Below are 24,183 nucleotides of genomic sequence, written 5' to 3'. Positions count from 1 at the left end.
ACGCGTTTGCAGAGGGGACTCCCGCTCCGACTATCAGCTATCCGAACTCGGCGAGTCCCAGCGGATCTCAGTCACGTCTTCGGTGAAGGCGTCGAACGTGAAAAGCAAGGGCAGATCGTCCGTTGGAATGCCCGGGGGAAGCGCGGGCAGCTCTTTACGCGACACACCCGCCTCCAGCTCGAACATTCCCAGCGGGATTTGCCCGGTCTCATCGTCGTAGGCCAGGAACGCTTTGATCCCTTCGAGCACCTCGTCCGGCACATCCACCACAAGCGGGATCGTGGTCGCGAGTAAGTCAGCCATGCGCACTTTACTCTGCGTCTTGCCTGTGCCGGAGCGTTCGGGGAGGTCGACCGTCACGCGACCAGTTCGGGAGCCTACGATCGCTTGGGCCACCTCGGCCGAGCCGCCGAATGTCGCAGTCACCCCACGAAGACTCTCGTTGCTTATTGCGCCTTCATCGTTCTTCACGCTGATGTGGTCCGGCCCGGAATGGATGCTGACCTCGACGAGATCTGTATCTCGTGCACGCTCGATGAAGGCATCCACGGACACAGCCGCCGCTACGTCGTCGTCCACATCATTGAGGTCAGTCTTCGCGCTGCCGACGACCGCGAACAGCTTCGGGGCCTCGAACGTGATGTGCCGACCACGTTTGCTCCAACCGAAATGCCCCCGCAAGTCGGTCGCATTGAGCCCGAGAGGGTCCGGCTTGATGACTGTGGCGCGAGCAGAGATTACATCGAGATTCGCCTGGATGAGGCTCTCGACGTTGCCCGGGGCCTCTGCGAAGTCGAGGCTCTCCAAGTCGGCGAGTGTCAGTCCGCGCCCTACTCGTCGCCAAAAGTCGCGGTCCGCCGTCCGCATGTACTTGACCAGATAGCTCAGCGATTCGGAGTTCAGCTTCCCCGACAAGTCGGCCTTGCCCGGGAACGTCGAGAGCGAGCCCTCGCTCCCCTCCCAAACCGCCTGCAGAACGCGGTTCATGCGCCACGCCTGCTGACCTTGCAGACGATCGCTGAGCGCCTCGACCGCCTCGGCGGTCCCTCTGGTCTCAACTTGGGCGGCGGCAGCGAAGCCATGCTGAACCACATCAGCCAGGTCAACGGCCTCGTCACCGACGAATGATCCACGCCCGCCCTGAGCGAGCGCGTTGCTCAGCATGTTCGCTGTTGAATCGGACTTCTTGCGGTCGATCAACTTCTCCAGCGCCGCGGGCTCAGTGAACATCGCGTCGCTGTTGGCGATCACCTCGTTTACTTGCGTCCTCGCCTCGATCGACTCGGCCTCGGTAAGGCCGAAAATCAGTGGATCAGCCGAGTCGATGAGCGCCACGTCGTCCACAAGCGCTTCGAGGTCGTACGCCATGCGGAGGTACACGCGGCGCGTGCGCGCGTCGGGCCACGTCATGATGAAGTCCGGGGCGAAGGTGTGATTGAAGTAGTCGGTGCGCTTGATTCGTGCCGTGGCGTCGAGCGCCGTAAGCTCCTTCGCCACGGCATCCTTCACACGGAGGATGGACTCGCTCGGCGACGGGTCGAAAAGACCGTCGTGGATGAGCGCGGCGAAAGCGGACGAGTCAGCCATTAGTCGCCTCTCTCGGCCTCGTACTTGTCGATGACCCCTCTATGCTCGCCCGAGATGACGAGCTTCTCCTGCTTCTCCGAGAGGATGATCAACCATAGTTTGCTCGCCACCGCCGACACCACGTCGAGATCGACCAGTGCCTCCGCCTTCGCCTCGTCAGGCTCGCCGAATACGCGCTCGCGGTGCTTGATGACGTGCTTCTTCACATAGTCCGGCGTGGTGAGGATCGGCCACTTCGTGATGTCGTGCGGGCTCCATGCGATCCACATGAAGTGATCACAGAAGCCCGGCTTGTCGAGGTGCGCAACATAGCATTGCGCCAGGAACTTCGAGTAGTGGTCACGGAGGTCGTGAGGCTCCGAGTAGTTCTTCGACTCGGCAAAGAAGACCTGCCCGTCGAAGTCGCCGTACTTTAGGACGCCGCCGAGGTCGAATGAAAAGTTCTGGTTGCCATGGGGCCATGCGAAGGTCAGCTTAGGGACGGCGGGCTTGTCGGGGTTCACCCAGTTGGCGCTGACGCGCGTGGTCGATTCCAGCCACCGCTTCGCGCGGCGCGCACCGTCCGCTCCCTTGGCCTGAGCCGATTCCCCCTCGATTCGGGTCATGAACGGTACATTAGCGAACTCTCAGCGACCGGCCGCACATTGCGGCGTCCAGCCAATGGCGGAAGGTGCCTCCCGGCTAGAAACCAGCGCTCTGGCCCGACTGAGCGATCATCGAACCGGCATCCCGTGCGCGGTCGTCGGCGGGACCTAGTTCCTGTTCAGCCCGTGGGGTACGCGGCTGTCCAGAGCCAGCTTGTAATGGCTCTCAGCGATGTTGATTTCAGCGGTCGGCGTGGACGGGTCGAACACCCGCAGGAGCGAGTATCGGAACGTGCTTGGATCGAGGCTACGTAGCTCCACGTTGCCCCCGTTTCCGTTGGCGGCGTATGTGTTCCAGCGCTGGCGGATGTTCTCCAGGCCGTCTGCCTTTCCAACGTAGTGGCGACCGTCGCGCGTATCCGTGATCAGGTAGACGCCGATCACCGATGCAAGCGCGGTGCACCAAGATGCATAACGAGGCTCGCGCATCACGGCTTGGAGGTTGGTGTGGCTCAGGACCAGCCGGTCGAATCCCGGGAATGGAATCGGCTCGGCATCCGCGATGCCACTTACGGGATAGGTTGCGGCGGTCGCTGCTCGCATCCACCATCTGCGCGTAGGGCGCCAGCCGATCACGAGCCGGTTCCGGAGCTCGCCCATATGGTCAGTCTTCACGACGTCAAACCCTCGGCGCGTGCCGTCGTTCCAAAGCTCGCCCCGGTTCTCCACAACGGACCACAATCGTGCCTCGGCTCCACCCTCCCGGATGAACACCACCCAATACTTCGGCGGAGCGGCCAAGAACTTCGCGGTTGAAGCCGATTGTGTTCGTGTGTAGAGGAGGATCTCGTCGTCGGTCGAGTCAGCATGGATGCCGTCGGGCTCAGTTGTGTAAGCGTGGCGGATTGCGATGGCATCGGTGACGTCGATGCCCGCATCTAGCAGAAGCGGGGCGAGCGTGAGAGTCATCAGAGCTATCCTCCCAGCTTCGACAGGACCGCGGATGGTCCCTATGACGAGTTGGCGGAGCGTTCCGGCGTTAGCCGCAGAACTTTGGTTGATGTGGAGCACGGCCAGAGCAACGGCCGCCTCGAGTCCTGGTTCCGTATCACCGACGCGTTCGACGTTCCAGTCGGCGATCTGGTCTCGGTGCCCTAGGGGTCCCCGTCGGTAGGGTTCGAGCATGGACGTCTGGGATACGTTCGCGGCCACAACGTTGGGGCGCTCGCGGGCGCCGTGGTTGGAGCACTCGCCTCCTGGCTTTTCGCACGGCATCGTCAAGGTCGCGAGCAGGAGCGAGCTGATGAGCGAGAGCGGATCCTTGCCGACGCTCAGCACAAGCGGGGACTTGATCTAGCGGTCGCTGAGGTTGTCCGATTGCTCGGAGCACTCAATGGCGCAACCGACGCATTCAGCTTCGCTATCGGTGGCCACAACCCATCTACCGCGGCAGCTCCGCCGCATGCAGCCCGCGGGGAGCTCCTCTCGGCGGTGCGAGTGGCACAGATGGCCGCTACTGCCTAGGAGAATCCGCCGCTCGAAGCGACATACTCGCTCCTGACCGCGCGCGCCAACAAGACGAGCGAGAAGAGCAAGCTCGATATCCAGCATGCTGCCCACGTGTTGTCCCATTGGAGGCGAGGCCGGCGCGACGTCGGCGAAGTGGCAACACTGATTCGTCACCGCCCGCCCCTTGATAGGCCGGACGCCGACTAGGCAGGAGGGGCGCGGAGCGCCAACCATAACTGGGAAGTTCGTCCCGCTCCGAAACTAGAAGGCCTGTAACCCGAGCAAGGCCGCAAGCACAGCGACCACAACACCGCCTAGAACGGTTACAACGAACGTTGCGGTGTGGTCGCGCCATGTCCGAGACAACCAGGAGGCCGAGGCCGTGGTACTTGGCTGCGCATCCGCCACCGGCTTGACCGCGTGGGACGGAAGCTCCGGATCCTGCCGAATATGCTCGACCTCCTTCCGCATCTGAGCGTGTACCCCGTCCGCTTGTATCTTGTTGGTCGATTCGATCTCGACGCGCGCGCGGTCGATCTTTTCTCCCGCACCCAAGTCGGCCCAAACCGTAACAGCAGTGTCATCGTGCCAGGGCAACGCACCTGGTGCGGCCAGGTTTACCGATGCATAGAAGTAGCTCACGTCGAGGTGATTAGCCCGGACAGCCTCCCGCAGCTCTGGCATAGAATTACGCGTCAATTGGGATCCAGTTTTGTCCCGCACCGTGAAACTGGCCTTGTGAATCCGTCCGGGCAATAATTCGAGGGTGTGTCGAGCGTAGATCGCTAGGTGCTCGACCAGGTCCCAGATGGACATGCCGACTGGCACGTCCAGCAGTAGTGCAGGTGATTTGAATTCGTCGCCCAAAGTAGCCTCCAGCGCTCAGACTAGCCAACGGCCGATGCTGGGGAGCGCTCCGCCCCGGGCTCTGGTCCGGTTTACGGCCCGCGCCGTGCCGTGGGGTTTCCCTGGACACGGAGAAGGCCTCAATCCACTGAGCGATCGCGGCCAGCCGGAGCGGTTCGCATGGAAGCTGAGCGCCTCCAGCGGCCGGCCAGCCGCCGGCAGCGCGGTGACCTTGCGCCGCTCCGCCTCCTGGAGCGCCACCTCGTCGCCATTCCGCGTAGGCGTCCTTCTGGTTCGACATTGCGGCGCGGGCCTGCATGACCCGCTCAATGCGCGCTCGCGTAATCGCACTGTTGTTGAAGTTGGGATCCGTGAAGTCGACCGCCTAGGACAACGCGCGCCCGAAGGTCAGGAACCACTGCACGAACGGTGCGGTGTTGATGGTCATTTTGGATCTCGATTCTCTGGGTGGGGTCGGCCCTGGGCGACCCGTCAGCCGTTACTGAAGGAGATTCCAGGCGCGACAAAAGCGTGCGCGACTTCACTACACAAGTCACCACGTCGGGAGAGCGCATCACGAGGCTCTCGCGACGCCCGGAGGGAGACCTCGAACGGGAACTTAAGGAGGGGGAGAGGAGGTGGCGACGCAAGCCCACCGAGCAGGGACGCTCGTTCGGAACGCCGTCCGTCTCTACTTCCCCGCGAGGGCCTTCATGATGCGCTGCGGAGATACGGCCTGCGCGGTACCGAGGCGCTGCGCGAACACGCTCACGCGATACTCCTCGAGCAGCCAGCGCGTCTCGACGAGCGTCGGTGCGGCGTCGCGGGGGAGCGGAATGGTGCCGCCGGCATCCTCGAACGCCTTCGCCATGCGCTCGTACTCGGTCATGCGCGCGCGGTCCTTGCCCGGTTCGGTGGTGAGAGTCTTCAACCGGTCGAGCATCGCGGTGAGATAGCGGGGGAAGTGCGCGAGCCGGTCGATGCCCGCGGCCGACACGAAGCCCGGATGCAGCAGGCCGCTCAACTGGGTGCGGATGTCGTTGAGGGGGCCGAGCAGTGCGAGCGAGTTCTGCGACTTGATGCCCCGCTCCACCTCGCGCGACTGCGTGAGGATGCGGGCCACCAGCGAGACGCAGGCGAACAGGTCGTCGACGAGCGTGGCCGACACGGCATCCCTGACGCGGGCGAACTCTGCCTCGGTGCGCACCACGCCGTCCGCGACGATCCCCTGGATCGTCTTGCGGGCCACTGCGGCGCGGCAGTCCTCGATCAGCGCGGCCGCCGACTGGTACGGAGAGGCGGCGAGCGCGAGCTTCTCCTGACTGGTGAGGTGCTGCTGCACGTACGACGAGGGCGAGGGCACCGCGAGCAGCACGAGGCGCAGCACGCCCTCGCGGGTCGCCGCGGTCGCGGCATCCGCCGACGACTCGACGCGCACCGAGACGGTCTTGCCCTGGTCGACGATCGCCGGGTAGCCGCGCACGACGCCGCCGGCGACGCGGGTGTCGAGCACCTCCGGCAGGTCGCCGAAGGTCCAGGTCGTGAGTCCGTCCTGTTCGATGGGGCCACGGGCGGATGCGGCGGCCACGGAGGCCGAGCCGTCTTTCGGTCCTCGCGCCGGGGCGGGCCGCGCGATCGAGCGGGCGACGCTGCTGCGCGCCCGGTCGGAGAGTTGCGCCTGCAGGGTGGCGAGATCGCGACCGGAACCCGCCACGCGGCCCCGCTCGTCGACCGCGCGGAAGTTCATGCGCAGGTGCGCGGGCACGCGCTCGTCGTCGAAGTCGGCCGCCGACACCAGCTGGTTGGCGAGCGGCTGGATCTGCCGGGCGAGCGCCTCCTTGAGCGTTCGGGCGGGGCGACCGTCGTGATGCTCCGGGCCCTCGTTCGCCAGCTCCGCGCCGAACTTGTCGGCCCAGTCCGCGGCGGGAACGACGTGACGGCGGATGGTCTTCGGGAGTGCCCGCAGAAGTCCTGTGATGAGTTCGGCGCGCAGCCCCGGCACCTGCCAGTCGAATCCGCGGTCCTCGATCTGCGCGAGCAGGGCGAGCGGCACGACCACACTGACGCCGTCGTCGACCGCTCCGGGTTCGAAGCGGTAGGCGAGACCGAGCACCTGGTCACCCTGCGTCCAGCGCGTGGGGAACTCGTCCTGCGTGGCGCGCGCATCGTCGTCGAGCAGGTCGCCCTCGCGCATCACCAGCAGCTTCGGGGTCGACGCGAGCGTCTCTTCCCACCACTTCTCGAACGAGCGCACGTCGAACACCTCGGTCGGGATGCGCTCGTCGTAGAAGCGGAAGACGGCCTCGTCGCCCGCCAGGATGTCGCGGCGCCGCTCGCGCTCCTCGAGCTTCTCGAGGCGTTTGCGCAGTTCGGCGTTGCTGCGCCAGAAGGCGCTCACGCGCTTGTCGATGCGGGTGGGATCCCACTCGCCCTCGACGAGCGCATGCCGCACGAACATCTCGCGCGAGGCGGCGCGGTCGATGCGCGCGAACTGCACGCGACGGCGAGGAATGATCTCCAGGCCGAACAGCGTCACCTTCTCGTAGGCGACGGCGGCACCGGCATCCTTCGACCAGTGCGGCTCGGTGACCTGCCGTTTGGCGAGCTCGCCGGCGAGTGCTTCCGCCCACGCCGGGTCGATCGCGGCGACCGTGCGGGCGAAGGTGCGCGAGGTCTCGACGATCTCGGCGGCGATCACCGCGCGGGGGCTCTTCTTACGCAGCCCCGAACCGGGGAAGATCGAGAAGCGGATGCCGCGGGCTCCCCGGTACTCGGCGATGCGCCTCTTGGCGTCCTTCGCGGGCGAATGCGTCTTGCCGGCGGGAGCGGTGCGCTCGTCGAGGAGGCCGATCTGCGACAGGAGGCCCGACAGCAGGGCGCGATGGATCGCATCCGGGTCGCTCGATCCCGACGCGTCGCGACCGTCGGGGGTCTTCACGAGCGTGCGCAGCTGGCGGTGCACGTCGAACCATTCACGCACCCGCACGTAGTTGAGGTGCTCGGCGCGGCAGAGCCGGCGGAAGGCGCTCGATCCCAGTTCGCGCTGCTGCTCGCGCAGGTGGTTCCAGAGATTCAGCAGGGTGAGGAAGTCGCTGGTGGGGTCGACGAAGCGCGCATGGAGACGGTCGGCCTCGTCGCGGCGCTCCTCCGGTCGCTCGCGCACATCCTGGATCGACATGCCCGACACGATCGCGAGCACGTCCGCGCCGACACCCTGGCTTCCGGCCTCGATCAGCATGCGGGCGAACCGCGGGTCGATCGGGATGCGCGAGATCTCGCGCCCGATGCGGGTGAGCCGCGGTGCGCCGTCGCCGCGGGCGGCCTGCACGGCACCCAACTCGGTGAGCAGATCGAAGGCGGCCTTCACGCCGCGGGAGTCGGGAGGGGTGAGGAAGGGGAACTCGGTGATGTCGCCGAATCCGAGCGACAGCATCTGCAGGATCACGGAGGCGAGCGAGGTGCGCAGGATCTCGGGTTCGGTGAACTCCGGGCGCTTGGTGAAGTCCTCTTCGGAGTAGAGACGGATGGCGATGCCGTCGCTGGTGCGGCCGGCGCGACCCGAGCGCTGGCTGGCCGAGGCCTGCGAGATCGCCTCGATGGGCAGGCGCTGCACCTTGGAGCGGTTGCTGTAGCGGGAGATGCGCGCGGTGCCCGTGTCGATCACATAGCGGATGCCGGGAACCGTGAGGCTCGTCTCCGCGACGTTCGTGGCGAGCACCACCCGTCGCCGCACGCCCGCCACGCGGCTGCGTTCGAACACCCGGTGCTGCTCGGCGGCCGACAGCCGCCCGTAGAGAGGGAGAACCTCGGTGGGGGAGCGGTCCTTCGAATACGCGCCGCGCACGGCATCCGCCGCGTCACGGATCTCGGCCTCGCCGGGAAGGAAGACCAGCACGTCGCCCGGGGCCTCGCGGTCGAGCTCGCGGAGGGCCGCGACGATCGCGGACACCTCGTCCTCGGGCTCGGCGGACGCGTCGGTCGCGGCATCCGAGGCCGCGTCGTCGTCGTCGTCGCCGTCGGCGACGAGCGGGCGGTACCGGATCTCGACCGGGTACGTGCGTCCGGACACCTCGATGATCGGCACAGGGCGGCCCGCCGCCTGCTCGAAGTGCTTCGCGAAGCTCTGCGGGTCGATCGTCGCCGAGGTGATGATCACCTTCAGGTCGCGGCGCTCCGGCAGGATGCGGGCGAGGTAGCCCAGTAGGAAGTCGACGTTGAGGGAGCGCTCGTGCGCTTCGTCGATGATGATCGTGTCGTAGCGGGTGAGCAGACGGTCGCGGTGGATCTCGTTGAGGAGGATGCCGTCGGTCATGAGCGCGATGCGCGTCTCGTCGGACACCTTGTCGGTGAAGCGCACCTTGTAGCCGACGAGCGTGCCCAGCTCGACCTGCATCTCTTCGGCCACGCGTTCGGCGATGGTGCGGGCGGCGAGGCGTCGCGGCTGGGTGTGCGCGATGCGCTCGCGGCCGAGCTCGAGGGCGATCTTCGGCAGCTGGGTGGTCTTGCCCGAACCGGTCGCCCCGGCGACGATCACGACCTGGTTGTCGCGGATGGCGTCGGCGATCTCCTCCCGTGCGGCACTGACCGGCAGCTCGGGGGGATACGAGATCACGGGGGAAGACATAGCCCTCCATCGTAAGGCTCTTCACCGCACGCCGGGATCGACCGCCTATGATCCATCGGGTGATCAACGCTCTCCCGCCGGTCCGCTGGTTCCGCGAGTTCGGCCGGCCACCGCGCGTCCTCGGGCTCGACGTCGCGCGCGGCCTCGCGATCCTCGGCATGGCGGGCGCGCACATCGGCGAGACGGAGACGTTCGACTGGCTCGACCCCGCCACCTGGACAGATCTCGTGCACGGCCGCTCGTCGATCCTGTTCGCGGTGCTGGCGGGCGTCTCGATCGCGCTCATGACCGGCCGCAGCAGAGTGCCCGATCCGGAGCGCATTCCGAGCATCCGCCTGAACCTCGTCGGACGCGGCGCGATCATCTTCGTCATCGGTCTCGCACTCGAGTTCCTGAACACTCCGATCGCCGTGATCCTCACCCTGTACGGGTTGCTCTACGTGGCCGTGATCCCGTTCCTGCGCTGGCGGCCGTGGAAGTTGCTGATCGCATCGGGTGCGCTGGCGCTGGCGTCTCCGGCGCTGCTCGCGATCCTCAGCGCGGTGACGCTGCAGCCCTACGGCGCGGGAATCGGCTTCGTGCTCTACGGGTCGTACCCGATCACCGTCTGGATGGCCTTGGTGCTCGGCGGCATGGCCCTCGGGCGGATGCACGTCGAGGAGGTCCGCACCGCAGCCGTGACGCTCGGGACCGGCGTGGCGCTCGCCGTGGTGGGCTACGGGCTCGGCGCTCTCGGCGAGGTGGGCGGAATCGGGGGGAGCAGCGGCGGCTCGTCGATGCAGGATCCCCCCGCAGCGGGCTGGGACGGCTATGCGGATGCTGTCGCCGCCTACGATCCGCTCGGCTCGGCGCTGCGCGCGTTCCTCGCGGTCGAACCGCACAGCGGCGGCACCGCCGAGATCCTCGGCTCTGGAGGTTTCGCGCTCGCGGTGCTCGCGCTGTGCCTGCTGCTCAGCCGGCCCCTGCGATGGCCGTTGCTGCCGTTCGGGGCCCTCGGCTCCATGCCGCTGTCGGCATACAGCGGGCACATCGTCGCCATCGCCCTCATCGCCGGTCCGGGCGGCTTCTCCTCGAGCAACGGTCTCTGGGCGTTCCTGGCGGTCGGTCTGCTGGTCGTCACGACGGTGTGGTCGATGTTCCTCGGACGCGGGCCGCTGGAACGACTCGTCGGATGGGCCGCCCAGAAGATGGCCTCCGTTCCCGTTCGTGACGCCGGGGATGCTCCGCCGCCCCCTCCTGTCATCACAGGTCGTAGGCTGGATTCATGACGATTCCTGCACTCGAACTGAACGACGGCACGACCATCCCCCAGCTCGGATACGGCGTGTTCAAGGTGCCGGCGGACGACACCGAGCGCGCCGTGGGCGAGGCTCTGGAGATCGGTTACCGTCACATCGACACCGCGGCGATCTACGGCAACGAAGAGGGCGTCGGCGCGGCGATCGCGGCATCCGGCATCCCGCGCGACGAGCTCTACGTGACCACCAAGCTCTGGAACGACCGTCACCACGGCGACGAGCCCCGCGCGGCGATCGGCGAGAGCCTCGACAAGCTCGGACTCGAGAAGGTCGACCTCTACCTGGTGCACTGGCCGACGCCCGCCAAGGACGACTACGTGCACGCGTTCGCGAAGCTCATCGAACTGCGAGACGCCGGCCTGACAACCAGCATCGGCGTCTCGAACTTCCTCGTTCCGCACCTCGAGCGCGTTGTGGCCGAGACCGGCGTCACGCCGGCGGTCAACCAGATCGAGCTGCACCCGGCCTACCAGCAGCGCGATGTCGTCGCCTGGGCCGATGACCACGGTGTGCGCATCGAGGCCTGGGGTCCGCTCGGCCAGGGCAAGTACGACCTGTTCGGCACGCCGGCCATCGCCGAGGCCGCAGCCGCGCACGGCGTCACGCCGGCGCAGGCGGTGCTGCGCTGGCACCTGCAGAAGGGCGTCATCGTCTTCCCGAAGTCGGTGCGCGCCGAACGCCTGCGCGAGAACCTCGACGTGTTCGGATTCGAGCTGACGGATGCCGAGATCGCGGCCATCGACGCGCTCGACCCGCTCGACGGCTCCGGCCGCGTGGGTGCGCACCCGAACGACGTGAACTGAGTCCTGCACCCGCATCACACATGACGCCCCGTGTCGCCGCCCGCGACACGGGGCGTCGTCGTGAGTAGCGTCGAAGACATGACAGCTCCCTTCCGCGTCGTCGCCGTGTCCGGGTCGCTCCACGAGCCGAGCAAGACGACCGCCCTCGTCCGCGCGATCGCGGCGGCGGTCGCCGAGCGCACGGCGGTCGAGATCGAGGTGATCGAGCTCACCGACATCGGGCCCGACCTGGCCGGCGCACTGCGTCGCGACCAGCTGCCCGCCCGCGTCGAGGAGAAGCTCGTGGCGATCGAGCAGGCCGATCTGCTCATCGTCGGGAGCCCCGTCTACCGCGCCTCGTTCACGGGTCTGTTCAAGCACCTGTTCGACTTCGTGGGCCAGTACGAGCTGGTCGGCAAGCCCGTGCTGCTGGCGGCCACGGGCGGCGGCGAGCGCCACGCCCTCATCATCGAGCACCAGCTGCGCCCGCTGTTCGCGTTCTTCCAGGCGCTCACCCTGCCGCTCGGCGTGTACGCGAGCAACACCGATTTCGACGGCTACGTGATCAACTCCGACGTACTGCGCTCGCGCATCGACCTCGCCGCCGAGCGCGCTCTGCCGCTGGTGAACTATGCGGCCTCGCAGGCTCTCGAGGCTCTGGCGATCTGAGCCGTTCCCGCCGAGCGCGGCGCCCGGCGCGTAGCGTGAGGTCATGACCAACCGGCTCGCCGACACGCTCAGCCCCTACCTCCGCGCGCACGCCGACAACCCCGTCGACTGGTACCCCTGGGGCGAATAGGCGTTCGCCGAGGCGCAGCGCCGCGACGTGCCGCTGCTCATCTCGATCGGGTACTCGACGTGTCACTGGTGCCACGTGATGGCGCGCGAGTCCTTCGCGGATCCCGAGACGGCGGCCCTCATCAACCGCGACTTCGTGGCGGTGAAGGTCGACCGGGAGGAGCATCCCGACGTCGACGGCGCCTACATGGCCGCCGCATCCGCCTTCACCCAGAATCTGGGCTGGCCGCTCACGGCCTTCACGACACCGCGCGGTCGAGCGTTCTTCGCCGGCACCTATTGGCCGCCCGAGGCGAGGCCGCCGATGCCGTCGTTCCGTGACGTGCTCGCGGCCGTGCACGAGGCGTGGACCCTGCGTCGCGCGCAGGCCGAGGAGTCGGCGGATGCCGTGACCGAGGCGCTCGCGCGCGCGGCCGAGAGCGTGCCGACCGACCTGCCGGACGCGGCGGCGATCTCGGGTGCGGCGTCGGCCATCGCGGCGCGCGAAGACCGGCAGTTCGGGGGTTTCAGGGGCGCGCCCAAGTTCCCGGTGGCGACGACGCTGCGCTTCCTGCAGGCCCCGCTCGTGCGCCGCGAGAACCCGGATGCCGCGGTATCGGCCGAGAGGACGCTCGCCGCCATGTCGGCCTCCGATCTGCGTGATCCGGTGGAGGGCGGCTTCTTCCGCTACGCCACCCAGCGAGACTGGACCGTTCCGCACTACGAGCGGATGCTGACCGACAACGCGCAACTGCTGGAGGTCGCTCTCGCGGCAGGCGACGAGGCGACCGCCCGCGGCGTCGCCGCGTTCCTCCTCGACGTGCTGCGCCGGGAGGGCGGCGGTTTCGGAGCCGCGCAGGACTCGGAGTCGTGGATCGACGGCGTGCGCGATGAGGGCGGGTACTACCAGCGTTCCTCGTCGGGCCGGACGGGACTCGAACCGCCCGCCGTCGACGGCAAGGTGATCACCGGCTGGAACGGTCTCGCGATCGCCGCCCTCGCCCGCGCGGGCGCGGCGCTGGGCGACGACACGTGGATCGACGCGGCCCGCGCCGCCGCCGAGGCCGTGCTCGCCACGAACCGCGACGCGGACGGTGCGCTGGTGCGCGCCTCGCTCGACGGGGTCGCCTCGGCCGCCGTGGCATCGAGCGCCGACCTCGGCCTGCTCGCCGACGGCCTGTTCGCGCTCGCTCTGGCGACCGGCGAGTCGTCGTGGGCGACCGCGGCGCTCGGCATCCTCGACCGTGCGCTCACCGGTGTCGTGGGCGATCCGCTGCTGAGCGCGCAGGGCATCGCCTCTTCGCCCGACCAGACCGACGGCGACCTTCCCTCCGGAGCTGCCTCCCTGGCCCAGGCCGCGCTCACGGCCTGGTACCTCGGCGCGGGCGATCGGTATCGCGACGCGGCGGAATCCGTGGTGCGCGCGCACGCGGCATCCGCCCTCGCGCAGCCGTTCGCGCACGGCAGCCTGCTGCGCGCCGCCGCCGGCCTCATCGACGCTCCGCGTCAGGTCGTCGTCGTCACCGATGATGCGGCGGGCGCGCTCGCCGCGGCCGCGCGCCGCGTGGACGCCGAGGTGGTCGCGATCGTCTCGCCCGCGCAGACCGAGGCGTTCGCGGCGGCCGGCTTCGAGCTCTTCGCCGGACGCGCGGGTGGGGTGGGCCTCGCCTACGACTGCCGGGGCTTCGTGTGCCGACTGCCCGTGAGCGACGCCCGCGAATTGTCGCAGGAGCGGCTTCCGGTCTAGGGTGGCGGGGGTGTCCGACTCCGCCCCCTCCACTGCGTCGAGTCTCACCACGTCGACCTCCCTGCGCCCGGGACTGACCCGCCGGCAGATCTCGATGATGGGGCTGGGCAGCGCGATCGGCGCCGGTCTCTTCGTCGGCTCGGGGCAGGCGATCGGTCTCGCCGGCCCCGCGGTGCTGATCTCGTACCTCGTCGCGGGCACCATCGTGGTGCTGGTGATGGCGATGCTGGCCGAGATGGTCGCCGCCCGACCGAGCTCGGGAGCGTTCAGCTCGTACGCGCAGGACGCGATGGGGCGCAGCGCCGGAAGCGCCGTCGGATGGATGTACTGGATCCAGCTGGTCGTCGTCATCGCAGCCGAGGCGACGGGAGCGGCGGGGATCGTCGCCGGCTGGGTGCCGGGCGTTCCCGCATGGGTCTGGGTGCTGCTGTTCGTGGTGGCCTTCACGACGATCAACCTGTTCGCGGTGAGCGGCTTCGGACGCTTCGAGTTCTGGTTCGCCGCGATCAAGGTCGCTGCGATCATCGCGTTCCTGATCGTCGGGGTCTGCGCGATCCTCGGGCTGTTCCCCGGGGTGCCCGCGACGGGCATCACGCACCTCTTCGACGCGGGCGGATTCGCGCCCAACGGCGTGACGGGCATCGCCGCCGCCCTGCTCATCGTCGTGTTCGCCTTCGGAGGCACCGAACTCGTCGCCATCGCCGCGGCCGAGTCCGACGATCCCGCCCGCAGCATCCGCCTCATCGTGCGTCAGGTGCTCGTGCGCATCCTCGTGTTCTACCTCGGATCGATCTTCGTGATCGTGGCCGTGCTGCCGTGGAACACCCCGGCGGTGCTCGACGGGCCGTTCTCGGCCGTGCTCGCGACGCTGCGCATCCCGGGCGTCGACCTCGTCATGTCGATCATCGTCGTGGTGGCGTTGCTGTCGGCGATGAACGCGAACATCTACGGCGCCTCGCGCATGGTCTTCTCGCTGGGGGAGCGGGGCCTCGCTCCGCGCGCCATCACGCGCACCACGGCCAAGGGCGTGCCCGCGATCGCCGTGCTCGCCTCGGTCGCGTTCGGCTTCGTGGCCGTCGGTCTGAACTGGGCGTTCCCCGACGTGGTGCTGCCGGCGCTGCTGAACGTCGTGGGATCGACGCTGCTGGTCACCTGGGCTGCGGTGGCGCTCTCGCAGATCATCCTGCGCCGCCGCGCCGACCGCACCGGCACCCCGCTGCCGGTGCGCATGTGGGGATTCCCGTGGCTCTCGGGGCTGTGCGTCGCGCTGATCGCCGGCATCGTCGTACTCGCCGCATTCGACCAGGGAGCCCGCCTGCAGCTCGTGCTGACCGCAGGGCTCACGCTCGCGCTGCTGCTGGCGGCACGCCTCACGCGACGGGCTTCCGCCCGCTGATCACACCCCGCTGATCAGACCCAGCCGGGCAGCCAGTTGTGCACCAGCCAGAAGTCGTAGGGCACGCTCATGCCGGTCCACGACGGCAGGAAGAACAGTGAGACCAGCGCGACGACGACCAGGAAGATCAGCACCGTGCGCTCGCCCGTCTGGCGTCGGTCCAGCGGATCTTCGCGTCTGCCCGCGATGATCCGCAGCGTCTGCGCCAGCGCGAGCACGAGGAACGGCATCATCACCACGGTGTAGAACTGGAAGATCGTACGCTCGGGGAACATCAGCCACGGCAGGTAGGTGACCGCCAGGCCGACGAGCGGAATGCCGATCTCGGGGCCGACGGGCGTGCGCCGCACCCACGCGCGAACGAGCAGGAACAGCAGGGAGACGGATGCGGCGACCCCGGCGTACCAGATCAGCGGGTTCGGCACGGTCGAGATCACGGCGATGCAGTGATCGGTGCCGCAGGGGCCCGGGTCGCTGTCGACCCACACAGCCGTCGGACGCAGCAGGAACGGCCACTCCCAGGCGGCGCTGGCGTACGGGTGCCCGCGATTGAGCCCCACATGGAAGCCGAGCATCGACTGGTGGTAGTTCCACAGGGCGATCAGCGGGTTCGGGTCGCTCTGCCGGTCGTAGCCGCCGGCGGTGACCAGCCAGCCCGTCCAGCTGATCAGGTAGGTCGCGAACGCGGGGGCGACCAGCAGGAGGAACGAGACGGGGCCCTGTCGGAACACCGCATCGGAGGGCCAGACGATCACGCCCGCGCGGCGGCGGGCGAGGGCATCCGTCACGACCACGTAGAGGCCGAAGCCGGCGAGAGCGTACAGGCCCGACCATTTGACGGCGGATGCCGCTCCGAAGGCGACGCCGGCGGCGATCAGCCAGGGGCGGCGCCAGAGGATCGGACCCCAGAACGGCTCGGGCTTCTCGGGGTCGCGGCGCTCGAGCAGCGGGATCGTGCGCCGCCGGTCGAGCAGCACGAACAGCACTCCGAGCAGCAGGAAGAACGTCAGAGGCCCGTCGAGCAGGGCGATGCGGCTCATGACGATGCTCAGACCGTCGATCGCGAGCAGCCCTCCGGCGACGGCGGCGACGACCGTCGACCCGGTCAGCACGCGGGCGATCAGGTAGACCAGCAGGACGGTCCCGGTGCCGAGCAGCGCGGTGGCGAGACGCCAGCCCGAGCTGTTATCGGGGCCGCCGATCGCCATTCCGAGCGCGATCAGCCACTTGCCCAACGGCGGATGCACGACGAACGAGCCGACGTCCGAGAGCGGCAGATCCCGGAGGGTGATGAAGGCGTCGTTCGCCCCCTCGCCCCAGGTGCCCTCGTAGCCGAGGGTCCACAGCGACCAGGCGTCTTTGACGTAGTAGGTCTCGTCGAACGCGAGCTGATGCGGGTGACCGACGTTCACGAGACGCAGGACCGCGGCGAGGAGCGTCACGACGATCGGTGCCATCCAGCCGACGGCGCGGTTCCACACCGGATCGAGCAGCATCCTGTCGCGCAGCACACCCCAGCGCGTCAGCCGCTCGGCGGGTGCGGGGAGCAGGGGCACAGGCGCGGTCACGGGTCCAGCCTAAGCTGGGCGGGTGATCATCCTCGCTGCGACCCCGATCGGAAACCTCGGTGACGCCTCGCGTCGACTGATCGAGGTGCTCGAGAACGCCGAGGTCGTCGTGGCCGAAGACACCCGCACCACCCAGCGGTTGCTCCAGGCCCTGCAGATCACCAACCGGCCGCGGCTCATCGCCCTGCACGATCACAACGAGAAGCAGAAGGCCGCCGAGCTCGCCGCCCTCGCCGCCGAGACCGACATCGTCGTCATGAGCGATGCCGGTATGCCGACCGTCAGCGACCCGGGCTACGGTCTCGTCGCCGAAGCCGTCGCGCAGGGGGTCACGGTGACCGCGATCCCCGGACCGAGCGCGGTGCTGATGGCGCTCGCGATCTCGGGCCTCCCGACCGACCGGTTCACGTTCGAGGGTTTCCTGCCGCGCAAGCCGGGGGAGCGGCGCTCGACGCTGCGGGCGCTCGCCGCCGAGCCGCGCACCATGGTCTTCTTCGAGTCGCCCGCCCGGCTCGCCTCGTCTCTGGCCGACATGGGCGGGGCCTTCGGCGATGATCGCCGCATCTCCGTGTGCCGGGAGCTCACCAAGTTCTACGAAGAGGTGCGCCGCGGCACGGCGGCCGAGCTCGTCGCCTGGGCGGAGGGCGGCGTCAAGGGCGAGATCGTCGTGGTCGTCGAGGGCGCTCCTCACCGCGATGCCTCTCCGGAAGATGCCCTGGCGCAGGTGCAGAAGCTCGTCGCCGACGGCATCCGCCTGAAGGATGCCGCCTCGGAGGTCGCCGCCCTCACCGGGCTGTCATCGCGGGATCTCTACCAGGCGGCGCTGGCCGAGAAGAGCGCCATGAAGAGCGCGGCGAAGAGCTCGCCGAAGAGCGCGGGATAGCGAGCGCGGGATGAGCAAGTCCGTCACGGTCTACGACGTCGCCGCGCGTGCGGGCGTCTCGATCGCAACGGTGTCGCGGGTGCTGCGCTCGCCGGATTCGGTGCGCCCGGCGACCCGTGAGCGCGTGCACGAGGCGGTCTCCGAGCTGGGATACGTGCCGAGCGGGAGCGCCCGCGGGCTGGCCGAGCGCCGCACGGGTGTGCTGGGGCTGTACTTCCCGGGCTTCGATGCGGCCGAGGAGGCCCCGGCCCTCGACGTGTTCGCCGACCATGCGGCATCCGCCCCGCCGTTCACGCTGGCGCACGACGACGGCGAGGTGCATCCGACGTCGCTCTTCCTCGACGAGGTGCTGCGCGGCGCCGAGCTCGAGGCGTGGAAGCAGGGGTTCGTGCTCATGATCGGCGTGGGTCGCGACGACCCCGACCGCTCGACGGTGCGCGATATGGCCGGCCGCGTCGACGGATTGATGGTGCTCGCGCGGAGCGTGCCCGACGAGGTGCTCGCCCGTCTCTCGCGTCGCATTCCGGTGGTGGTGCTCTCGGGTCCGCCCCGCGGCGACGACTACGACCACGTCACCGTCAGCAACGCGGAGGCCATGGCGGAGGTGACCCGCACCGTGCTGACGCAGGTGCCGGGCGGACGCCTCGCCTTCCTCGCAGGTCCCGAGAACTCTCCCGACGCCGAGCAGCGCTGGGAGGGCTTCGCGAGCGCGGTCGCGGCGTCGGGGATGGACCCTGCCGCGGTCACGGTCGTCCGGGGGGACTTCACCCGCGCTTCGGGGCGACGCGCGGCCGAGGAGATCCTCGCCGGGGGAGTGCCCGATGCCCTGATCGTGGCCAACGATCAGATGGCGCTCGGCGCCCTCGATGTGTTGCGCGACGCCGGTCTGCGCGTTCCCGACGACGTGCTCGTGACGGGATTCGATGGCATCGAGGCGGCGGCGCTCGTGCGCCCGCCGCTGACGACGGTGCGCCAGCCGATGATCGACCTCGGACGCGCGGCGGTGCAGATCCTCGCGCGGCGGCTGGAGCATCCGGATGCCCCTCCTGCGGTCGTGCGACTGCCGCTGCAGATCCTGCTGCGCGAGAGCTCGCAGCGCCCGTCCTGACCTCGTCCCTGAACCTCGCCCCTGAACCTCGCCTGCAGACGGGGGAGCGCACTGCCGGTGCGTGTCAACCCCTTGCACGTCGTAAATGTATGCGCTTACACTGAGGCGAAGGCAGGACACGAGGTCCTTCCCATGACGACGACGACATGAGGTGGCAGGGTGGCGAAGACGCACATGCTCCGACGCTGGAGAAGAACGGCGATCGTGGCGCTGGCGGCTGCGGCCGTGGTGCTCAGCGGATGCAGCATCCAGATCACATCGCAGCCCGATCCCGCGATCGGCGACGACACGATGCTCATCAACGCCGACAAGGGCAATCCGTTCTTCGATCGGAACTTCAACCCCTACCTGACCAACGCGCGCACGGCGTCGCGGTGGATCTACGAACCGCTCATCCTCGTGAACCCGCTCGACGGCACCCTCAACCCGTGGCTGGCGACCGAGTGGACGCAGCCCGACGCGCGCACGATCGTGATGACCATCCGCGACGACGTGAAGTGGAGCGACGGCGAAGACCTCACCCCCGACGACGTGGCATTCACCTTCCAGATGTTGAAGGACACACCCACCCTCGATATCAAGGGCGCATGGCAGCACATCGAGAGCCTCGAGGTCGACGGCGACGACGTCGTCTTCCACCTGCAGACCGACGATGCCCCCTCGCTCTCGATCCTCGGACTCACGATGATCGTGCCCGAGCACATCTGGGCCGACGTCGACGACCCGGGCACCTGGCGCAACGAGGAGCCGGTCGGCTCCGGACCCTTCGTGCTCGGCAACTACAACTCCCAGCAGTACTCGATGGACCGCAACCCCGACTACTGGCAGGCGGATTCGGTCGAGATCGAGCACATCATCCTGCCCGCCACGAACTCGCAGCTCGACACCGTCAGCCGCGGCTACGACTGGGCCTACGCCTTCCTCTCCGACGTCGAGGGCACCTGGGGTGCGGCCAGCGAGCACAACGCCTGGTGGTTCCCGCCGGGTGGTGTGATCGGGCTCATGCCCAACCTCGACGTCGCGCCGTTCGACGACGTGAACGTGCGGCGGGGCATCGCCCTCTCGCTCGATCGCGAGGAGATCGCCGAGACCGCGTCGGAGGGCTACATGGAGCCCGCCGGGCAGACCGGACTCATCCTCCCGAACCAGGAGGAGTACCTCGACCCCTCGATCCCCGATGCCGGCATGATCACGCAGGACACGGATGCCGCGCTCGCCGCGTTCGCCGAGTCCGGCTACACGCTCGACGGTGACCGGCTCGTGGGTCCCGACGGCGAGCAGCTCGAGTTCGCGCTGACGACGGCCAACGGGTTCACCGACTGGACCCGCGCGGCGCAGACGGTGCAGCGCCAGCTCGCCGCGGTCGGGGTCAAGGTGACCCTGAAGCTGCCGCAGCCCGCCGGATACCAGAGCGCCATCAGCAACGGCGACTTCGAGATGGCCATCGGCGGCATGGGCAACGGCGACGTCTACCAGGCGTACAACAACCTGCTCTCCAGCGAGTTCTACGTGCCGTCGGGGGAGGCGACCACGAACAACTTCGAACGCTACCGGTCGGACGAAGCGGATGCCCTGCTCGCCGAGTACCGCGAGACGGTCGACCCGCAGCGGCAGACCGAGATCGTGCAGGAACTGCAGGGGATCGTCTACGACGACCTGCCGGTGATCGGCCTCTACTACGGCGGCATCTGGGGCCTGTTCAACGACGGCAAGTTCACGGGATGGCCGACGGAGGAAGACCCGTACATGATTCCGCAGAACTACGACTCGGCACCGCTGATGATCTTCACGAAGCTGAAGCTCGCGAAGGAGGACGACCGATGAAGTACGTGCTCCAGAAGATCGGCCTGTTCGTGCTCACCCTGTGGGCCGCGATCACCCTGAACTTCTTCCTGCCGCGGCTCATGCCCGGCTCGCCCGCCGATGCCGCCATCGCCAAGCTGTCGCAGAACGGCCCGGTGTCTGATGCGACGCGCACCGCGATCGAGGCCCAGCTCGGCGTTCCGACGGGCTCGATGTGGGATCAGTACGTGGCCTACCTCGGCCAGGTCGCCCGCCTCGACTTCGGCGTTTCGTACACGTTCTATCCGCAGTCGGTGGCGAGCATGGTCTCGACGGCGCTGCCGTACACGATCGGTCTGGTCGGGATCGTCACGATCCTCGCCTTCGTGATCGGCACGCTCATCGGCGTCGCGGCCGCCTGGCGGCGCGGCACGTGGCTCGACTCGCTGCCGACGCTCACCGGCTCGTTCCTGAGCACGTTCCCCTACTTCTGGACGGCGCTGCTGCTGCTGTTCTTCTTCGGCTACGTGCTCCACTGGTTCCCCACCACGGGCGCGTACTCGGCGACCACGACGCCGGGGTTCACGTTCGAGTTCATCGGAGAGCTCATACGCCACGCGATCCTCCCGGCGGTGACGATCCTGCTCACCTCGTTGGGCGGCTGGATCATCGGCATGCGCAACGCCATGATCAACACGCTCGGTGAGGACTACATCACCTTCGCCGAGGCGAACGGACTGCACGGGCGCACGATCGCCCTGCGGTATGCGGCACGCAACGCGATCCTCCCCAACCTCACCGGCTTCGGGCTCACGCTCGGAGGCGTGGTCGGCGGATCGATCCTCGTCGAGCAGGTGTTCGGTTATCCGGGCATCGGTTACCTGCTCTTCAACGCCGTGATCGGGCAGGACTACCCGCTCATGCAGGCGCTCTTCCTGATGATCACCGTGAGCGTGCTCATCGCCAACTTCCTCGTCGACATCCTGTACGGCGCACTGGACCCAAGGACCCGCCGATGACTACTCCGAGCACGACTCCCTCCACAGTCAACGTCAAGATCCCCGACGGCCGCATCGCTGCGCCCAGCCGGTGGCGCTCCGTCGGACGCATGTTCGGCACCCTGTGGGCGAACGGCAAGGCCCGCCTGGGCCTGTGCCTGCTCTCCTTCTTCGTGCTGGTCGCGGTGTTCGCGCCGGTGCTCGCCCCGTACGGTCCGAAGGAGAACGGCTTCGACCGCAACGCGGATGCGTCGCCCGCGCACTGGCTGGGCACGACGGCCGCGGGGGAGGACGTGCTGAGCCAACTCATCTACGGCTCGCAGATCAGCCTCATGGTCGGGTTCGCCGCGGGCATCCTCTCGACGATCGTCGCCGTGCTCATCGGTCTCAGCTGGGGCTACATGCGCGGGTTCTCGGGCGAGGTCGTCGGATTCGTGGTGAATCTGTTCCTGGTGATCCCCGGTCTTCCGCTCATGATCGTGATCGCGGCGTACCTGCAGAACGGTGGCATCCTCATGATCATCGCGGTGATCGTGGTCACCGGGTGGGCGTGGGGTGCGCGCGTGCTGCGCAGCCAGACGCAGTCGCTGCGGGGGAACGACTTCGTCGCCTCCGCCCAGTTCTCGGGCGACAGTGCGGCGCGCATCGTCTTCCGCGAGATCCTGCCGAACATGACCTCGATCATCGCGGGCACGCTCTTCGGGGCGGCGACGGCCGCGATCCTCGCCGAGGCGGGTCTGGAGTTCCTGGGCCTCGGCGACTCCAGCATCGTCAGCTGGGGCACCATGCTCTACTGGGCGCAGAACTCGAACTCGTTGCTCACCGGGCAGTGGTTGCTGCTGTTCGCCCCCGGTCTCTGCATCGCGCTGCTGGCGCTGAGCCTCACACTCATCAACTTCGGCGTGGACGGCATCTCCAATCCGCGCCTGCGGGAAGGGAAGGGGCGATGACCGCCATGAGCTCCACCACCACGACCGACGAACAGATCCTGCTGCAGGTCGAGCAGCTGTCGGTGGAGTACGCCTCCCCGGGAGCCGAGCCGGTGCAGGCCGTGCACGACGTGTCGTTCACCCTGCGCCGCGGAGAGTTCGTGGGGCTGGTCGGCGAGTCCGGCTCGGGCAAGTCGACCCTCGGCTTCGCGCTGACCCGGTTGCAGAAGCCACCGGCGCGCATCAGCGGCGGCCGCATCCTGTTCGACGGTAAGGACATCCGCGATCTGGATGCCGAGGAGCTTCGCCGTCAGCGGCAGGGCGGCTTCGCGATGGTGCTGCAGTCCGGCATGAACGCGCTCAACCCGGTGCGCACGGTCGGACACCATTTCCAGGACATCTTCGCCGCCCACGGGCACGTGCCCCGTGAGGCGCGGGACGCCAGGGCCCGCGACCTCATCGCGAAGGTGGGTCTCGATCCGGCGGTGCTCGCGCGCTACCCGAGCGAACTCTCCGGCGGCATGCGTCAGCGCGCATCGATCGCGCTCGCCCTCTCGCTGGAACCTCAGCTGATGGTGTTCGATGAACCGACGACGGCACTCGACGTGCTCGTGCAGCACGCCGTGATGGACACGATCCGCGACCTGCAGCACGAGGAGCGGTTCACCGCGATCCTCATCAGCCACGATCTCGGCATCGTGCTCGAAGCCACCGACCGGGTGATGGTCATGCACGAGGGCCGCATCGTCGAGGACGCGGCGAGCGAGAGCATCCTGCGCGACCCGAAGGACGAGTACACGCGCATGCTGCTCAGCCACTACGCCGATCCGCGCGCCGAGACCATCTCGATCCCCGGTTTCGTCGATCTCGGCACGCGTCGACGCGAGGGCAGGACGCGCACCGATGTCACTGAGACCCTGCCCACGGTGTCGCAGCGCGACACGCGGCGGGCGGATGCCGCGATCGTCCTCGAGGGGGTCTCGAAGCGGTATCCCGCACCGCGACGTGGGCAGGATGCCGTGACCGCCGTCGACGACGTGTCGTTCCGCTTGGAGCCCGGCGAAGCGCTCGCGCTCGTCGGTGCCTCGGGATCAGGCAAGTCCACCATCGCCAAGCTCATCACGGGTGTCGAGAAGCCCACGGCCGGATCCGTCCGCTTCGGCGACATCGATGTGACGTCGCTGCGACGCGGAGGACTCCGCGAGCTGCGCAAGGACGTGCAGATGGTGTTCCAGGATCCGTACTCCGCGCTCAACCCGCTGCACACGGTCGAATACGCGCTCAGTCGCCCGATCCGCAACTACACGCCGCTGCGAGGACAGGAGGCGCGGGCGCGGGTGCTCGAGCTCCTCGAGACCGTCGGTCTCACCCCGGTCGAGCAGTTCGCCGCGAAGCTGCCGCACCAGCTCTCGGGCGGTCAACGGCAACGCGTGGTGATCGCCCGCGCTCTCGCGAGCGATCCGCAGGTGCTGATCGCCGATGAGCCGGTGTCGATGCTCGACGTGTCGCTGCGCGCCGGTGTGCTGGCGCTGCTCGAGGATCTGCGCGAGCGCTGGGGCATCAGCATGCTCTACATCACGCACGATCTGCTCAGCGCACGCCTGGTGACCGAGAACATCCTCGTGCTCAACAGCGGCCGGGTCGTCGAACGCGGCGAGACCGCTCAGGTGCTCCAGCATCCCGAAGACCCGTACACGGTCGAGCTGCTCGACGCCGTTCCCAACCCTGCTCGCACGCGATAGAACACCCACCCCGACGAAAGGAG

The 24,183-nt window shown here is 68.2% G+C and carries 17 protein-coding genes and 1 pseudogene; 12 read left to right on the top strand and 6 right to left on the bottom strand.

Features of this window, described 5'->3' with window-relative positions:
• Positions 1-33 precede the first annotated feature (33 nt).
• The 3 genes from ACIOSY_RS14860 to ACIOSY_RS14850 form a co-directional block, all read right to left on the bottom strand.
• Positions 34-1,587, bottom strand: a complete 1,554-nt coding sequence (locus ACIOSY_RS14860; protein WP_400854600.1) for a hypothetical protein — start codon at positions 1,585-1,587, stop codon at positions 34-36.
• On the bottom strand, positions 1,587-2,192 hold the full coding sequence (locus tag ACIOSY_RS14855) for a hypothetical protein (RefSeq protein ID WP_400854598.1): 606 nt from the start codon (positions 2,190-2,192) through the stop codon (positions 1,587-1,589). The genes ACIOSY_RS14860 and ACIOSY_RS14855 overlap by 1 nt, the downstream gene beginning before the upstream one ends.
• A 147-nt stretch (positions 2,193-2,339) precedes the next feature.
• Complete coding sequence (locus ACIOSY_RS14850) at positions 2,340-2,660, bottom strand: GIY-YIG nuclease family protein (protein WP_400854664.1); 321 nt, start codon at positions 2,658-2,660, stop codon at positions 2,340-2,342.
• A gap of 573 nt (positions 2,661-3,233) precedes the next feature.
• Here ACIOSY_RS14850 and ACIOSY_RS14845 point away from each other — a divergent pair.
• Positions 3,234-3,329: a hypothetical protein gene (locus tag ACIOSY_RS14845; RefSeq protein ID WP_400854662.1), complete on the top strand. Its 96-nt coding sequence runs from the start codon at positions 3,234-3,236 to the stop codon at positions 3,327-3,329.
• A gap of 612 nt (positions 3,330-3,941) precedes the next feature.
• Here the strand turns inward: ACIOSY_RS14845 and ACIOSY_RS14840 are convergent.
• On the bottom strand, positions 3,942-4,547 hold the full coding sequence (locus tag ACIOSY_RS14840) for a hypothetical protein (protein WP_400854596.1): 606 nt from the start codon (positions 4,545-4,547) through the stop codon (positions 3,942-3,944).
• A gap of 670 nt (positions 4,548-5,217) precedes the next feature.
• Positions 5,218-9,150 (bottom strand): ATP-dependent RNA helicase HrpA, encoded by a 3,933-nt coding sequence (gene hrpA / locus ACIOSY_RS14835; RefSeq protein WP_400854594.1) that lies wholly within the window; start codon positions 9,148-9,150, stop codon positions 5,218-5,220.
• A 59-nt stretch (positions 9,151-9,209) separates the two neighbouring features.
• Between hrpA and ACIOSY_RS14830 the strand changes: the two genes are divergently transcribed.
• The 5 genes and pseudogenes from ACIOSY_RS14830 (at position 9,210) to ACIOSY_RS14810 (ending at position 15,150) form a co-directional block, all read left to right on the top strand.
• A complete protein-coding gene (locus ACIOSY_RS14830) occupies positions 9,210-10,418 on the top strand; it encodes a heparan-alpha-glucosaminide N-acetyltransferase domain-containing protein (RefSeq protein WP_400854592.1) in 1,209 nt (402 codons plus the stop codon).
• Positions 10,415-11,251 carry an aldo/keto reductase gene (locus tag ACIOSY_RS14825; protein ID WP_400854590.1) on the top strand — a complete coding sequence of 279 codons (837 nt, stop codon included), beginning with the start codon at positions 10,415-10,417 and terminating at the stop codon, positions 11,249-11,251. Before ACIOSY_RS14830 ends, ACIOSY_RS14825 begins: the two co-directional genes overlap by 4 nt.
• A gap of 78 nt (positions 11,252-11,329) precedes the next feature.
• Complete coding sequence (gene msuE, locus ACIOSY_RS14820; protein WP_400854588.1) at positions 11,330-11,899, top strand: FMN reductase; 570 nt, start codon at positions 11,330-11,332, stop codon at positions 11,897-11,899.
• 43 nt (positions 11,900-11,942) lie between these two features.
• Positions 11,943-13,754, top strand: a pseudogene (locus ACIOSY_RS14815) (thioredoxin domain-containing protein).
• A gap of 94 nt (positions 13,755-13,848) precedes the next feature.
• Positions 13,849-15,150 carry an amino acid permease gene (locus ACIOSY_RS14810; RefSeq protein ID WP_400854660.1) on the top strand — a complete coding sequence of 434 codons (1,302 nt, stop codon included), beginning with the start codon at positions 13,849-13,851 and terminating at the stop codon, positions 15,148-15,150.
• Positions 15,151-15,164: 14 nt separating this feature from the next.
• Here the strand turns inward: ACIOSY_RS14810 and ACIOSY_RS14805 are convergent, their stop codons facing one another.
• Positions 15,165-16,718, bottom strand: a complete 1,554-nt coding sequence (locus ACIOSY_RS14805; protein WP_400854586.1) for a dolichyl-phosphate-mannose--protein mannosyltransferase — start codon at positions 16,716-16,718, stop codon at positions 15,165-15,167.
• 22 nt (positions 16,719-16,740) lie between these two features.
• On the opposite strand from ACIOSY_RS14805, the gene rsmI reads away from it, so the two are divergent.
• The 6 genes from rsmI (at position 16,741) to ACIOSY_RS14775 (ending at position 24,160) form a co-directional block, all read left to right on the top strand.
• Positions 16,741-17,601, top strand: coding sequence for a 16S rRNA (cytidine(1402)-2'-O)-methyltransferase (gene rsmI / locus ACIOSY_RS14800; protein WP_400854584.1), 861 nt, complete (start codon positions 16,741-16,743; stop codon positions 17,599-17,601).
• 10 nt (positions 17,602-17,611) lie between these two features.
• Positions 17,612-18,709, top strand: a complete 1,098-nt coding sequence (locus tag ACIOSY_RS14795; RefSeq protein ID WP_400854582.1) for a LacI family DNA-binding transcriptional regulator — start codon at positions 17,612-17,614, stop codon at positions 18,707-18,709.
• Between the two features lie 159 nt (positions 18,710-18,868).
• Positions 18,869-20,533, top strand: a complete 1,665-nt coding sequence (locus ACIOSY_RS14790) for an ABC transporter substrate-binding protein (RefSeq protein ID WP_400854580.1) — start codon at positions 18,869-18,871, stop codon at positions 20,531-20,533.
• Positions 20,530-21,510, top strand: a complete 981-nt coding sequence (locus tag ACIOSY_RS14785; RefSeq protein WP_400854578.1) for an ABC transporter permease — start codon at positions 20,530-20,532, stop codon at positions 21,508-21,510. Before ACIOSY_RS14790 ends, ACIOSY_RS14785 begins: the two co-directional genes overlap by 4 nt.
• Positions 21,507-22,439 (top strand): ABC transporter permease, encoded by a 933-nt coding sequence (locus tag ACIOSY_RS14780; protein ID WP_400854576.1) that lies wholly within the window; start codon positions 21,507-21,509, stop codon positions 22,437-22,439. The genes ACIOSY_RS14785 and ACIOSY_RS14780 overlap by 4 nt, the downstream gene beginning before the upstream one ends.
• Positions 22,436-24,160 carry an ABC transporter ATP-binding protein gene (locus tag ACIOSY_RS14775; protein WP_400854574.1) on the top strand — a complete coding sequence of 575 codons (1,725 nt, stop codon included), beginning with the start codon at positions 22,436-22,438 and terminating at the stop codon, positions 24,158-24,160. Before ACIOSY_RS14780 ends, ACIOSY_RS14775 begins: the two co-directional genes overlap by 4 nt.
• Positions 24,161-24,183 lie beyond the last annotated feature (23 nt).

This window comes from Microbacterium sp. NPDC087665 (assembly GCF_044743285.1).
Classification (GTDB): domain Bacteria; phylum Actinomycetota; class Actinomycetes; order Actinomycetales; family Microbacteriaceae; genus Microbacterium.
Note: the sequence above shows the minus strand (reverse complement) of the source record. Positions and strands in the feature narration are given on the sequence as shown.

Bases quoted from the DNA above. Each gene is read 5' to 3' on its own strand.
- ACIOSY_RS14860 (WP_400854600.1), bottom strand. From the start codon at position 1,587: ATGGCTGACTCGTCCGCTTTCGCCGCGCTCATCCACGACGGTCTTTTC.
- ACIOSY_RS14855 (WP_400854598.1), bottom strand. From the start codon at position 2,192: ATGACCCGAATCGAGGGGGAATCGGCTCAGGCCAAGGGAGCGGACGGT.
- ACIOSY_RS14850 (WP_400854664.1), bottom strand. From the start codon at position 2,660: ATGCGCGAGCCTCGTTATGCATCTTGGTGCACCGCGCTTGCATCGGTG.
- hrpA (WP_400854594.1), bottom strand. From the start codon at position 9,150: ATGTCTTCCCCCGTGATCTCGTATCCCCCCGAGCTGCCGGTCAGTGCC.
- ACIOSY_RS14825 (WP_400854590.1), top strand. From the start codon at position 10,415: ATGACGATTCCTGCACTCGAACTGAACGACGGCACGACCATCCCCCAG.
- msuE (WP_400854588.1), top strand. From the start codon at position 11,330: ATGACAGCTCCCTTCCGCGTCGTCGCCGTGTCCGGGTCGCTCCACGAG.
- ACIOSY_RS14810 (WP_400854660.1), top strand. From the start codon at position 13,849: ATGATGGGGCTGGGCAGCGCGATCGGCGCCGGTCTCTTCGTCGGCTCG.
- ACIOSY_RS14795 (WP_400854582.1), top strand. From the start codon at position 17,612: ATGAGCAAGTCCGTCACGGTCTACGACGTCGCCGCGCGTGCGGGCGTC.
- ACIOSY_RS14785 (WP_400854578.1), top strand. From the start codon at position 20,530: ATGAAGTACGTGCTCCAGAAGATCGGCCTGTTCGTGCTCACCCTGTGG.
- ACIOSY_RS14780 (WP_400854576.1), top strand. From the start codon at position 21,507: ATGACTACTCCGAGCACGACTCCCTCCACAGTCAACGTCAAGATCCCC.
- ACIOSY_RS14775 (WP_400854574.1), top strand. From the start codon at position 22,436: ATGACCGCCATGAGCTCCACCACCACGACCGACGAACAGATCCTGCTG.